This is a genomic window from Actinacidiphila rubida (assembly GCF_900110255.1).
Classification (GTDB): Bacteria; Actinomycetota; Actinomycetes; order Streptomycetales; family Streptomycetaceae; genus Actinacidiphila; species Actinacidiphila rubida.
On sequence record NZ_FODD01000009.1, the window covers coordinates 209,080 to 223,000 of the forward strand.

Annotated in this window: 9 protein-coding genes; 5 read left to right on the top strand and 4 right to left on the bottom strand. The window is 73.6% G+C overall.

All coding sequences use genetic code 11. The annotated features are described in order from the left end of the window. Positions 1-90: 90 nt before the first annotated feature. The 4 genes from BMW99_RS11815 to BMW99_RS11830 all read right to left on the bottom strand — a co-directional run bounded on the left by BMW99_RS11815 (position 91) and on the right by BMW99_RS11830 (position 4,201). Positions 91-2,379, bottom strand: a complete 2,289-nt coding sequence (locus tag BMW99_RS11815) for an NEW3 domain-containing protein (RefSeq protein WP_075016752.1) — start codon at positions 2,377-2,379, stop codon at positions 91-93. A gap of 234 nt (positions 2,380-2,613) precedes the next feature. Next, positions 2,614-3,261: a dihydrofolate reductase family protein gene (locus BMW99_RS11820; protein ID WP_069467295.1), complete on the bottom strand. Its 648-nt coding sequence runs from the start codon at positions 3,259-3,261 to the stop codon at positions 2,614-2,616. Positions 3,262-3,282: 21 nt separating this feature from the next. Further along, positions 3,283-3,597 (bottom strand): hypothetical protein, encoded by a 315-nt coding sequence (locus tag BMW99_RS11825; RefSeq protein WP_069467294.1) that lies wholly within the window; start codon positions 3,595-3,597, stop codon positions 3,283-3,285. 97 nt (positions 3,598-3,694) lie between these two features. Beyond that, the gene (locus BMW99_RS11830) at positions 3,695-4,201 is read right to left on the bottom strand and encodes a MarR family winged helix-turn-helix transcriptional regulator (protein ID WP_069467293.1); all 507 of its coding nucleotides are present in this window, start codon (positions 4,199-4,201) and stop codon (positions 3,695-3,697) included. Positions 4,202-4,423: 222 nt separating this feature from the next. On the opposite strand from BMW99_RS11830, the gene BMW99_RS11835 reads away from it, so the two are divergent. The 5 genes from BMW99_RS11835 (at position 4,424) to BMW99_RS11855 (ending at position 13,477) form a co-directional block, all read left to right on the top strand. Next, a complete protein-coding gene (locus BMW99_RS11835; protein ID WP_107485357.1) occupies positions 4,424-5,800 on the top strand; it encodes an MFS transporter in 1,377 nt (458 codons plus the stop codon). Positions 5,801-5,961: 161 nt separating this feature from the next. After that, a complete protein-coding gene (locus BMW99_RS11840) occupies positions 5,962-9,606 on the top strand; it encodes a hydantoinase B/oxoprolinase family protein (protein ID WP_075016754.1) in 3,645 nt (1,214 codons plus the stop codon). A gap of 147 nt (positions 9,607-9,753) precedes the next feature. After that, complete coding sequence (locus tag BMW99_RS11845) at positions 9,754-10,425, top strand: helix-turn-helix domain-containing protein (RefSeq protein ID WP_069465542.1); 672 nt, start codon at positions 9,754-9,756, stop codon at positions 10,423-10,425. A 10-nt stretch (positions 10,426-10,435) separates the two neighbouring features. Continuing rightward, positions 10,436-12,862 carry a glycoside hydrolase family 65 protein gene (locus BMW99_RS11850; RefSeq protein ID WP_069465543.1) on the top strand — a complete coding sequence of 809 codons (2,427 nt, stop codon included), beginning with the start codon at positions 10,436-10,438 and terminating at the stop codon, positions 12,860-12,862. A 183-nt stretch (positions 12,863-13,045) separates the two neighbouring features. Next, entirely contained in the window at positions 13,046-13,477 is a 432-nt protein-coding gene (locus BMW99_RS11855; RefSeq protein WP_069465544.1) for an SH3 domain-containing protein, read from the top strand. The last annotated feature ends 444 nt before the right edge of the window (positions 13,478-13,921 follow it).

A 13,921-nucleotide genomic window follows, 5' to 3' on the forward strand; every position in this document is an offset into this window, starting at 1 on the left:
GCGTGAGCCCGGGGCCGGGCTGCGGGCGGGCCGTGGTGCCCGCCCCCGTCGGGACGGGGGCGGGCACCACGGCGCGGGGTGGGCGAGTGCTCAACTGGTGCTGAACGCGTCGAAGTCGGCCTCGCAGGTCGTCCCCGACTGGTGCGCGGTAGCGAACAGGCCGACGTCCTGGACTGCCGCCGCGGCCGGCACGTCGACGCTGCCGACCAGCGTCCAGTTCGCGTCGTCGGTGGAGTAGTAGCCGGTGTACGTCGTGCCGTTGCGCACCAGCTTCAGCCACGACGGGTACACGGGCGTTCCGATGCCGGTGTTGTTGGGTGCGCTGTTGGAGTCGAGCTGCCCGTCGCCGTTGCTGTCCCACTGGATGACGTAGCCCTTGCCGGGCGCCTCGACGAGGATCAGGTAGCCCGGCGAGGTGTTGGTGCCGGTGATGTCGTTGCGCACCATGATCCCGGCCTTGGCCCAGGCGTTGGTGTTCGTCTGGGAGTCGATGCGCACCACGGTCGTCGACCCGTCGTGCTCGGCGCCCTGCTGGTAGATCGTCCCGTACTGGTTGGTGCCGCCGTAGACGTCCGACCCCTGGGCGCGGACACCGAGGCGGGTGCCCTCCTGGCTGAAGCTCGCGGTGGTGGACGCGAACGTCTTCCATGGTGCGGTGACCGGCTGGTTCACGGTGAGCGTGCCGCTGGTGGTGTCCTTGGCCGGAACGACCAGCAGCCACCTGTACGTCGCCGTCGCCTGGACCGCCTCTGCCGCGAACAGGCCGGTGGAGTCGGGGGTGGTGACGGTGAACGTGGCGGAGGCGCTGTCTCCAGGCTTCACCACGGGGATGCGGGTCGGTGCGTTCGCGGCGACCGTCACGCCGGCCGGCGCGGTCAGCGCGAGGTCGACGCCGGTGACCGGCAGAGCGCCGTTGTTGGTGAAGGTCTCGGTGACGGTGTTCCGCCCGCCGTCCGTGGCGCCCGCCAGGCCGCTGAGCGCGACCGTGGTGCTGGGTGCGGTGACCTCGGCGAGGGTGCGGCCGACCGGGGTCACGCGCAGCAGCGCCACGCCGTGCGGCGGGACGGTCGCGGACACCGTGCCGGTGGACGTGGCGGAGAACGTGTGGTTCCACAGGTCGTCGAGGGCGTAGTCGGCCGAGGCCGCGAGCCCGAGGGCGGCGGCCGGGACGGAGACGACCTGGCCGTCCGCGGAGGTGTTGAACAGGCCGACGACGGCGTCGCCGTTCGGCTCGGTCTTCGCGAACACCTGCGAGGTGGAGCTGCTGCTGATCCGCTTGGCGTCGATGGCGTCCTGGTCGACGGCGAGCACCTGGCGGTTCTTGAGCAGGGCCAGGTCCGTCGGGTCGAGAGCGGTCAGATCGGTGCCCAGGATCAGCGGCGAGGCGGCCAGCGACCACAGACTCATCTGCGTCTTGCGCTCGTCCAGCGTCAGGCCGTCCCCCGCGCCGTTGCCGATCTCCAGCGAGTCGTAGTCGTTGAAGCCGCCGGACCCGCCGTACGGCGCCCAGTTGGCGACCTGGTTGAAGCGCGACGAGACCGACGACCAGGAGGTCAGCGGGTAGCTGCTGCCGCCCGACTCGCAGCCGTAGCACTCGATGTCACCGCCGGTGCGCCAGCCGTTGGACAACTTCCCCCACGTCGCGGCGTTGTTGATGTCCAGGCTGTTGGACAGCTCCAGGTGGATCGGGCGGCCGGTCTGCCGCAGCGCGTCCGACCACGCCTGCACGTCCGGGACGTCGGGGGTCCCGACACCGTCGATCTTCACGTAGTCGACGCCCCAGCCGGCGAACTGGGCCGCCCAGGAGTCGACGAACTGCTGGGCGCCCGGCTTGGTGTAGTCGATGCCCACCATGCCCTTGCAGTTGTAGTTCTTCTCCGTGGCCGTCGTCGCGATGTCGTCGGCGTGGTACGGCGTCCCCTCGATGGCGGTGTTCTGGGCGACCGCCTGCTTGGAGATGCCGGGGGTGACGTAGAGCCCGAACTTCAGCCCCAGGGAGTGCACGTGGTCCGCGACGGCCTGGATGCCGTTCTCCCCGCCGCTCGGCGGGAACTTGGTCTCGTCGGTGACCCAGCGGCCGTACTCGTCGACGTCCGGGCCCTGGCTTCCCGGGCAGTGGTACCAGAAGTCGTCGACGTTCACGTACTCGTAGCCGGCCCTGGCCAGGCCGCTGTCCTTCATCGCCTCGGCGGTCGCCTCGATGTTCGCGGCGGTGGGGTTGTGCCGGACGAAGCTCCAACTGCTCCATCCCAGTGCGGGCTTGGCACCGACACCGTTGTCCTCCGCGTGGGCGGCGGGTGTGACCGCCACGGCCGTCCCCGCGATGATCAGCAGCCCTCCTGCGAGCGCGGCCAGCCGGCCGCGCACGGATCTCCTCATGGGTTCCCCAATCTGCACCGCGCCTGACACGCGGCCCTCCCTGTGGGCGTGTTGACGGAGGCGTGGGTCATGGGGGTAATCGGTGACTGACGTTTCCTCAGGGCACCGATTACCAACACAATCGAACGCGACCCGTCAGATGGCACCAATCTGCCGCGCCCATGTCAATACTTCTGACAGGAGTGGCCGCATGATCGGCTGCGGCTGCGGCTGCGGCTGCGGCTGCGGCTGGGGTCAGGGCCTGGCGAAGGTGAGGTGGGTGACGCCGCTCGGCGTCGTCACGGACTCCACGCTCGGGAAGCGGGCCTCCAGCTCCTCCAGGCCGTCCCACAGCCGCTCGCCGCGGCCGAGGACGATCGGGACGAGCACCACGTGCAGGTGGTCGATGAGGTCGGCGGCCAGGAACTGCCGGATCGTCGACGGCCCGCCGCCGATCCGCACGTCGCGGTCGCCGGCCGCTTCCCGTGCCATGCGCAGCACCTCCTGCGGCGTGGCGTCCACGAAGTGGAACGTCGTGCCGCCGGCCATCTCCACCGAGGGGCGCGGGTGGTGGGTGAGCACGAACACCGGTGTGCGGAACACCGGATCCGGCCCCCACCAGCCCTTCCACTCCTCGTCCTGCCAAGGGCCGCGCTGCGGGCCGAACTTGTTGCGGCCCATGATCTCCGCGCCGATGCCGGGCCCCCACGCGGAGGCCAGCGCGTCGTCGGCGCCGGTGCCGCCGCCCGGCCTGCCCTGCATCTGGTGGAACGTGCGCGTCTCGAAGAACCAGCTGTGCAGCCGCTCCCCGGCGTGGCCGAACGGGGCCTCCATGCTCTGCCCCTCACCCGTGCCGTAGCCGTCGAGGGAGACGGAGAAGTTGTGGACTCGGACGCGGGACACGCGGGCCTCCTCGGGGCGTGGTCAGGCCTGGCCGGTCTCGAACCGGCTGATCCGGTCGCCGGCCACGGTGAACGTCCACCGGGTGCGCATGCTGCCCCACGTGGCGTTGGAGTAGGTGACCTCCAGGGTGCGCCCGTCGGGGCTCACCCGGTCGACCTGCATGCGGCCGTCGGCGGAGAAGATCTCCTTGTCCGTCCACGCGGCCAGGTCGCGCTCCGAGCCGTCGTCGGACATGGTCGCGTCCTCGGTGAGCACGGCGAAGAAGGCGTCCTTGTCGCCGGCGTTGACGGCGGCGACGAACGCGGCCACGGCGGGGTCGTCGAGCTGGACGGTCATAGCGGGCGTCCTCCACGTCGGGCGGTGCGGGTACGGGCCGGCCGTGGCGACAGTATCCGGTGCGTCCGCGGGTGACCGCCAGTCAGGCCGCGGCGTGTCAGCCCGCGGCGTGTCCCGTGTCCCGCGGCCACGGGCGGCCCTCGGTGCGCTCGATCGCCTCGTTGAAGCGGGCCAGGAACGCGCTGAACGCGGCGACGTCCTGCCGCGGCCAGTCGGCGAGCAGGTCGCCGAGGCCCGCCACGACCCAGGCCCGGTAGGCGTGCATGCGGCGCTCGCCCTCCGGGGTGATGCGCAGCTTGCGGGCCATGCCGCCGGCCGGGTCGGAGATCCGCTCGGCCAGGCCGCCGCGCAGCATCGCCGCGGTCTGCCGGTTGACCGTCGAGGTGTCGAGGCCGAACGCGTCGGCGAGCTGGCCGATCGACATCGGCCCGTCGATCTCGATCCGGCTGAGCAGGATGTACGCCGAGCGCTCCAGTCGGGCGTCGGGCTCCGGAACCGCGCCGTACGGGCTCCTGAGCGCGCTGTGCCTGCCGACCAGCATCAGTTCCTGCTCCAGTTCGGCGACCTCCGGCCGGGTCGCCTGCTGTCCTCGCGTCTCGCTCATCAGCCACCACCGTACCGTCAGAGCATCGGCTGTGTATGATGCACATCATATGTATGGCCCACATCGACACGCCTGCCGGCGTCCCGCCGGCGGCCCCCGGCAGGGCCCGCCAGCCCAACCCCCCGCCCCCTGGAGCACCTTGTGACCACTGCGGCAGCAGCCCCGTCGCGCAGCGGAGCCGTGGTCGGCGTGCTGGCCGGCGCCGGCATCACGGTCTCGCTGATGCAGACGCTCGTCATCCCGCTGATCCCGGACCTTCCGAACCTGCTGCACACCAGTGCGGCCAACGCCTCGTGGGTGATCACGGCCACCCTGCTGGCCGCCGCGGTGGCCACGCCGGTCGCCGGGCGGCTCGGCGACCTCTACGGCAAGCGGCACGTGCTGGTCGCCAGCACGATCCTGCTGGTCATCGGCTCGCTGGTGTGCGCGCTGACCAGCTCGCTGGCGCCGATGGTCGTCGGACGCGCCCTGCAGGGCGTCGGCGCCGGCGTCATCCCGCTGGGCATCAGCATCATGCGCGACGTGCTGCCGCCGCGGAAGCTCGGCTCGGCCATCGCGCTCATGAGCTCCTCGCTGGGAGTCGGCGGCGCGTTCGGCCTGCCGCTGGCCGCGGTCATCGCCCAGCACGCCGACTGGCACGTGCTGTTCTGGTGCTCCGCGGGTGTCGGCCTGCTCGTCACCGTCCTGCTGGTGCTGGTCGTGCCCGCGCCCGCGCCGACGGCCACCGGGCGGTTCGACGCCGTCGGCGCGCTCGGGCTCGGTGCCGGGCTGGTGTGCCTGCTGCTGGCGGTCTCCAAGGGCGGCGACTGGGGGTGGGCGGGGCCGCGCACCCTCGGGCTGTTCGCCGCCTCGGTCGTGCTGCTGCTGGTCTGGGGCTGGTGGGAGCTGCGCATCGCCTCGCCCCTGGTGGACCTGCGGACCACCGCGCGGCGGCAGGTGCTGATGACCAACCTCGCCTCGGTGGTCATCGGGTTCTCGCTGTACGGCATGTCGCTGATCGCCCCCCAACTGCTGGAGCTGCCGAAGGCCACCGGCTACGGCCTCGGCCAGTCCCTGACCAGCACCGGCCTGCTGCTGGTGCCCTCCGGCCTGGCGATGATGGCCGTGTCGCCGCTGGGCGCCCGCCTGTCGGCCGCCCGCGGCCCGAAGACGTCGCTGTTCGCCGGCGCCCTCGTGATCAGCGCCGGGTACGTGCTGGCGATCGCGCTGATGGGCAGCGCCTGGGGCGTCCTGGTCTTCGCCGCCGTCATCAGCTCCGGCATCGGCCTGGCCTACGCGGCGATGCCCGCCCTCATCATGGGGGCCGTCCCGGTGGCCGACACCGCCGCCGCGAACGGCCTCAACACCCTGATGCGGTCGATCGGCACGTCCACGTCCAGCGCCGTCACCGGCGTGGTGCTGGCCCACATGACGACGCGGTTCGGCCCGGTCTCCATCCCCACCGAGAACGCCTTCCGCACCGGCTTCCTCGTCGCGGGCGGCGGCGCGCTGCTGGCCGCGCTGGTCACCCTCGCGATTCCCGGCCGCCGCGGGCAGAGCGACCCCGCCACCTCCGCCGAGCCCACGGACTCCGCGCCTCGCACGACGGCCGACGCCTAGGGTCCGCGGCCGGCACCGGATGCGACGGGGCCGGAGCCGGCCCGCGCCCCGTCCGGCGGCCGTCGACGAGCCGAAGCTCCAGCGGCGGAGCACCGGCTCGGGTGTGCCGTGACGGAAGAGACCGGTTTGCCCCGGTTCGGTGGCCGCCGGATACTCGAGCCATGACGGGCCGGCGCTGGCAGTTCTGGGTCGATCGCGGCGGCACCTTCACGGACGTCGTGGCCCGCCGCCCGGACGGGCGGCTGGTCACGCACAAGCTGCTGTCGGAGAACCCGGCACGCTACCCCGACGCCGCCGTGGCCGGCATCCGCCACCTGCTCGGCCTGGCCGACGGCGACCCGTTCCCCGCCGACCGCGTCGAGGCCGTCCGGATGGGCACCACCGTGGCCACCAACGCCCTGCTGGAACGCACCGGTGAGCCGCTGGCCCTGGTCGTGACCCGCGGATGCGCGGACGTCCTGCGCATCGGGTACCAGAACCGGCCGCGGATCTTCGACCGCGCGATCGTGCTGCCCGAGCAGCTCTACGCGCGCGTGATCGAGATCGACGAGCGGATCGCCGCCGACGGCACGGTGCTGCGCCCACCGGACCTCGACCGGCTGGAGGGCGAGCTGCGCGCCGCGTACGACGACGGGCTGCGCGCGCTCGCCGTGGTGTGCCTGCACAGCCATCTGCACCCCGCGCACGAGCGGGCGGCCGGCGCCCTGGCGAAGCGCCTCGGGTTCACCCAGGTGTCGCTGTCCAGCGAGGTCAGCCCGCTGATGAAGGTGGTGCCGCGCGGCGACACCGCGGTGGTGGACGCCTACCTGTCGCCGGTGCTGCACCGCTACGTCCGCACGGTCGCCCAGGAGATCCGCGGAGTGCGGCTGATGTTCATGCAGTCCAACGGCGGTCTCGCCGAGGCCGGCCACTTCCGCGGCAAGGACGCGGTGCTGTCCGGTCCCGCCGGCGGCATCGTCGGCATGGCCCGCACCTCGCGGGCGGCCGGCTTCGACCGGGTCATCGGCTTCGACATGGGCGGCACCTCCACCGACGTGTCCCACTACGCCGGCGCCTACGAGCGGGTCCTCGACACGCAGGTCGCCGGAGTCAGGCTGCGGGCGCCCATGCTCGCCATCCACACCGTCGCCGCCGGCGGCGGCTCGGTGCTGCACTTCGACGGCAGCCGCTACCGCGTGGGCCCCGACTCGGCGGGCGCCGATCCCGGCCCCGCCTGTTACGGGGCCGGCGGCCCGCTCACCGTCACCGACGCCAACGTGATGCTCGGCCGTATCCAGCCCGCGCACTTCCCGGCCGTGTTCGGCCCCGGCGGCGACCAGCCGCTGGACGCGGCGACCGTCCGCACCCGGTTCGCCGGCCTCGCGGCGCGGATCCGCGAGCGGACCGGCGACGCGCGGTCACCCGAGGAGGCCGCCGAGGGGTTCCTGCGGATCGCCGTCGCCAACATCGCCAACGCCGTCAAGCGCATCTCCGTGCAGAAGGGCCACGACGTCACGCGCTACGCGCTCACCACCTTCGGCGGCGCGGGCGGCCAGCACGCGTGCGCCGTCGCCGACCAACTGGGCATCCGCACCGTGCTGGTGCCGCCGATGGCCGGGGTGCTGTCGGCGCTCGGCATCGGCCTGGCCGACACGACCGCGATGCGCGAGCAGTCGGTCGAGGCCCCGCTGGAGCCGGACGCCATGCCCCGGGTCCGGCAGGTCGCCGCACGGGTGGAGGCGGCGGCCCGCAGCGAGTTGCTGGACGAAGGGGTGCCGGAGAACGCCATCCGCACCGCTGTCACCGCCCACCTGCGCTACGCGGGCACCGACACCGCCGTCGGCGTTCGGCTGGACGAACCCCCGTCCATGCGGGCCGCGTTCGAGGCCGAGCACCGCGCCCGGTACTCGTTCCTGATGGAGCGTCCGATCGTCGTCGAGGCCCTGTCGGCCGAGGCCGTCGGCGCCACCGGCCACCGCGGACCGGCAGGCGGCACGGTCCTGCCCGCACCCGGCGACACGGCCGTCGAGGCGGGTGGGGGGCCGGACACCGAGGCGGGCGGCGGGACCGTGCGGATGTTCGCCGGCGGCGCCTGGCAGGACGTGCCGCTGCGGCGCCGCGAGGCGCTGCCGCCCGGCACGTCGGTCACCGGGCCGGCCGTCGTCACCGAGGCCAACGCCACCACCGTCGTCGACCCCGGCTGGCAGGCCGAGACCGGGCCCGAGGGGCATCTGCTGATGCGCCGCGTCACGGCGCCCGCGGACAGCACCGTCGGCACCGAGGCCGACCCCGTCATGCTGGAGATCTTCAACAACCTCTTCATGTCGATCGCCGAACAGATGGGCGCCCGGCTGGAGTCGACCGCGCAGTCCGTCAACATCAAGGAACGGCTCGACTTCTCCTGCGCCCTGTTCGACCCCGACGGCAACCTCATCGCCAACGCCCCCCACATCCCCGTCCATCTCGGGTCCATGGGGACCAGCGTCAAGGAGGTGGTCCGCCGGCGCGCCGGAGCCATGGCGCCGGGCGACACCTACGCCGTCAACGACCCGTACCACGGCGGCACGCACCTGCCCGACATCACCGTCGTCACCCCCGTGTTCGGCGGCCCGGACGGCGAACGCGCCGACGAGATCCTCTTCTTCGTCGCCTCACGCGGCCACCACGCCGAGATCGGCGGACTCAGCCCCGGGTCCATGCCGGCCGGCAGCCGCCGCATCGAGGAGGAAGGCGTGCTGTTCGACAACTGGCCGCTGGTGGAGGGCGGCAGGTTCCGCGAGGCCGAGACCCGGGAGCTGCTCACCCGCGGTCCGCACCCGTCCCGCGACCCCGACACCAACCTCGCCGACCTGCGCGCCCAGATCGCCGCCAACCGCAGGGGCGTCGACGAAGTCGGCCGCATGATCGGGCACTTCGGGCTCGACGTCGTCCAGGCCTACATGCGGCACGTGCAGGACAACGCCGAGGAGGCCGTCCGCCGGGTCGTCGACGCCCTCCACGGCGGAACGTGCCGCTACGAGACCGACTCCGGCGCCACCATCGCCGTCACGGTGTCCGTGGACCGCGCCCGGCGCACCGCCACCCTCGACTTCACCGGCAGCTCGCCGCAGCTCGCCACGAACTTCAACGCGCCCGCGTCCGTGACGACCGCCGCCGCGCTGTACGTCTTCCGCACCCTCGTCGACGACGACATCCCGCTCAACGACGGCTGCCTGCGGCCCCTGACCATCGTCGTCCCCGACGGGTCGATGCTCGCCCCCCGCTCCCCGGCCGCCGTCGTCGCCGGGAACGTCGAGACCTCCCAGGCCGTCGTCGGCGCCCTGTACGCGGCGCTGGGCGTGCAGGCCGAGGGGTCGGGGACGATGAACAACGTGTCGTTCGGCAACGAGCGGCACCAGTACTACGAGACCGTCGCCTCCGGATCGGGCGCCGGTCCCGGTTTCGACGGCGCCTCCGTCGTGCAGACCCACATGACGAACTCCCGGCTGACCGACCCCGAGGTCCTCGAATGGCGGCACCCCGTCCGCGTCGAGGAGTTCGCCGTCCGGCACGGCAGCGGCGGCACCGGCCGGTGGCGCGGCGGCGACGGTGCGGTACGCCGCCTGCGCTTCCTGGAGCCCGTGACGGTGAGCGTCCTCGCGAGCCACCGCCGGGTCCCGCCCTACGGCATGGCCGGCGGCACACCCGGCGCCCTCGGCTCCGCCCGGGTCGAGCGGGCGGACGGCACCGTCCGGCACCTGGCCCCCAGCGACACCGTGCGGCTCGCCGCCGGGGACGCGCTGGTCGTGGAGACGCCCGGCGGCGGCGGGTACGGCACGCCCGGATGACGGCGCCGGCCGCTCCCCGGGCGTCCGGCCGTCCGGAACGGCACTCCGCGGGCGGCGGATCACCGCGTGGCGGGCCCCGGCGTCCTGGGTGAGGCTGGAGCCACGCCTGCCGTGACGGGACGAGACGAGACGAGGAGAGGGTGCGCCGTGGACGACAGCACCGGAACGGGCGAGCCCCCGATCGACGCCGGTGCCGTGGCCCGGCGCGTCGAGGACCACCGCGCCGGCCGGGGACTGTCCCCCGAGGCGCTGGCCAGCCAGGCCGGGATGTCGCCGCGCTACCTCCAGCACCTGATGGAGGAGGGCCCCGGGTTCGACCCGGGCGGCTTCCTGCGGATCGCCACCGCCCTCGGCCTGACGTACCGGCAACTCGTCGAAGGGCCCGAGGACGCGCCCGCGGACACCGGCGCGGCCGCCGATCCGCTCGCCCTGCGCCGGCTCGGCATCGCCGAGTGCTGGGAGAGGATCGGCAGCCGGGGCGTGGGCCGGATCGCGCTGCCCGACCAGGAGGGGCCGTCGGTGTTCCCCGTGCACTACGCCGTCGCCGACCGCACCGTCGTCTACCGCACCACCCCCGAGGGACCGGCCGCGGTCCGGCCGGGCACCGCGGTGTCCTTCCAGGTGGACCACACCGACGACCGCCTCCGGCAGGGCTGGAGCGTGCTCGTCACCGGGCCCTGCGGATGGGTCGACGACGCCGACGAGGTCCGCGCCCTCGACGAGCGGCACGCCGTCGAGCCCTTCGCCGGCGGCGACCGCAACCGGTGGGTCCGGATCCGGCCGGAGTCCGTCAGCGGACGCCGGGTCGGCCCCGCGTAGGGCGGTCCCGATGGTGCGGGAGGAGGCCGCCGACGCCGGCTGGACGTGGCGCTACCACGGCTGGGACCCGTCGCAGGAGCGGCTGCGCGAAGCACTGTGCACCCTGGGCAACGGCTACTTCGCCACCCGCGGCGCGGCCGCCGAGGCCCGCTCCGGCGACGGCGGTGTCCACTACCCGGGAACGTACGCGGCGGGCTGCTACAACCGGCTGACCTCGCACGTCGCCGGCCGCGACGTCGACAACGAGGACATGGTCAACCTGCCGAACTGGCTGCCGCTGCGCTTCCGTGCCGCCGGCGGCGACTGGTTCACCCTCGGCACCTGCACCGTCCTGGCCCACGAGCAACTGCTCGACCTGCGCCGCGGCGTGCTGGTGCGCCGGACGCGGCTGCGGGACGCCGAAGGCCGCGAGGTCGCCACCGAGGAGACCCGCCTGGTCCACATGGGCGACCCGCACCTGGCCGCCCAGCGGCTGCGGATCACCCCGCACGGCTGGCACGGAGAGCTGGAGATCGAGGCCGCGCTCGACGGGACCGTCGTCAACGCGGGCGTGGCCCGCTACCGCGACCTGGCGGGACACCACCTCGCGGACGTGCGGACCACGGCTTCCGGCGCCGGCACGATGTCCCTGACGTGCCGCACCTCCGCGTCGGACATCGGGATCGCGCTGTCCGCCCGCACCCGCGTGACCGGCGGACGCCCCCTCGCCTCCGCCGTGGAGCCGGGCGACGGCATCGTCACCCACCGCATGGCGGTCGCCGCCGCGTCCGGGCACACCGTCACCGTCGAGAAGGCCGTGGCGCTGCACACCTCACGCGACCCCGCGATCAGCGACCCGCCGCACGCCGCCCGCGAACGGGCCGCGGACGCACCGGACTTCGCGGAACTGCTGGCCTCGCACGAGACTGCCTGGGCGCAGTTGTGGCAGCGCACCCGGCTCGACGTGCCCGGCGAGCCCGGGCACGTGCTCCGGCTGCACCTCTTCCACGTCCTGCAGACGCTGTCCCCGCACACCGCCGGCCTGGACGTCGGCGTGCCCGCGCGAGGCCTGCACGGCGAGGCGTACCGCGGGCACGTGTTCTGGGACGAGCTGTTCGTCCTGCCGTTCCTCAACCTGCACCTGCCGGAGGTGTCCCGCGGGCTGCTGGTGTACCGCCACCGCAGGCTCGACGCGGCGTGCCGGGCCGCGGCCGCGGCCGGGCGGCGCGGGGCGATGTACCCGTGGCAGAGCGGCAGCGACGGCCGGGAGGAGACCCAGCGGCTGCACCTCAACCCGCACTCCGGGCGCTGGCTGCCCGACCACACCCACCTGCAGCACCACGTCGGCTCCGCGATCGCGTACAACGTCTGGCAGTACTGCCTGGCCAGCGGCGACACCGCGTTCCTGCACGGCGAGGGCGCCGAGATGCTCGTGCAGATCGCCCGGTTTTGGTCGCACTCCGCGGAGTGGGACACCGCCGCCGAGCGCTACCGCATCCGGGGCGTCGTCGGCCCCGACGAGTACCACGACGCGTACCCGGGCGCCGCCGGGCCCGGCCTCGACGACAACGCGTACACGAACGTCACCGCGGCCTGGGTCGTCGCCCGCGCCCTGGACCTGGTCGCGGAACTGCCCGCCCCGCGCCGCGACGAGCTGTTCGAGCGGTTCGGGATCGAGCCCGACGAGACGGAGCTGTGGCAGGACGTGTCACGCCGGCTGCGGGTGCCGTTCCACAGCGGCGTGATCAGCCAGTTCGAGGGCTACGGCGACCTCGAGGAACTCGACTGGGCCGGGTACCGCCGCCGCTACGGAGACATCCGCCGCCTGGACCGCATCCTGGAGGCCGAGGGCGACACACCGAACCGCTACCAGGCGTCCAAGCAGGCGGACGTCCTGATGCTCGGCTACCTGTTCCCGCCCGCGGAACTCGCCGGCCTGTTCCGCCGCCTCGGCCACCGGCTGGACGACGCCCTGTGGAGCGCCACCGTGGACCACTACCTGGCCCGCACCAGCCACGGCTCCACGCTCAGCGGGCTGGTGCACGGCTGGGTCCTGGCCCGCTCCCGCCGCGCCGACGCGTGGACCTACGTGCGCGAGGCGCTGCTCGGCGACGTCGCCGACGTGCAGGGCGGCACCACCGGCGAGGGCATCCACCTCGGCGCGATGGGCGGCACCCTGGACCTCGTGCAGCGCGGCCTGACCGGACTCGCGCCCTGCGAGGACGGGTTGCGCCTGGACCCGGTGCCGCTGCCCGAACTGTCCACGTTCCACGTGGCCGTGCGCTACGCCGAGCACTGGGGCGTCGGCCTGACCCTGCGCGACGGCCGGCTGGACGTCGCGGTGCCCGAGTCCGGCCAGGCGCCGCTGCGGATCGTGCTCGGCGACCGCGCGGTGCGGGTACCGCCCGGCAGCACGATCATGCTCGAACTCGGCGGGGGCACACCCCGGCCGCACTAGGGTCTGCGCCCGGCCTGCCGCCCACACCTGCGGGGCAGTGCTCCGGCCCGGTGGTGGCCGTGGTCCGAACGGGCGAGGTCCCGGAGCGGCTGATCCGGGACGCCGGACGGGGCACCCAGGCTGCGGAAGGACCACCCGTGTCCGCCGTCGCCTACGAGGCGGACCTGAGACGACAAGGCTGCCATGACCGGGTTCGCTTGCAGGACGTTCACCTCCGCCGCTCTCGTCGCCGGCTCGCTGGCCGTCGGCCTGCTCGCACCGGCCGCCGCCGGCGCGGCCGTGCCCGGGCACGGCCACGGAGGCACGGACACCACGGCGGCGGCGGTCGCCGCGGCCCCGAGCGCGCCCGTACCGCCCGCCACCCCGGACAGCGACCGGGCGTCGGGCTACGTGCGCGGCAAGGTCGTCTCGTCCGTCGCGCTGCGCATCCGCAGCCGCGCCACCACGAACTCGACCGCGCTCGGCAGCTACGCACCCGGCACCATCGTGAAGATCTCCTGCAAGGCGCACGGCCAGAACGTCGCGGGCAACGACCTCTGGTACAAGCTGTACGACCGCACCGGGTATGCCGCTGCGCGCTACGTCCAGAACGAGGGCGCGGTTCCCTTCTGCTAGTGGGTCGCCCCGCGGCTTGTCGGCCGTCCACCGGCCGGTGGGTGGCTCGGCCGACGGGGTGCCATGCGCTGCGCGCTGCCGTCTGCGGGTCTCGTCGTGGCTTGTCGCGCAGTTCCCCGCGCCCCTTTCGGGACACGCCCTGCCCCTTGCGGTACGTCGCCGTCTCCCGGCCGGTGGCCGGTTGTTCGCGCAGTTCCCCGCGCCCCCGGTGTGCGTGCCCTTTGTCCGTGGGGTCGGGGGCGCTCCGGAAGCGTCTCCTCGGAAATGTGCATACGGGTTCGTACACAGCCGCACCCGGGGGCCACGCACATTTCTCTGCGGGGAGCACTTCCTCCCCACCCCCTCCCGCTGATCCACCGTGCGGCGGGGGACATGGGCACGGCCAAGGTCCTCCCGCAGACGGGGACCGGCCGGAAGGGGACGATCCGGGTGTGTCCCCGCAGA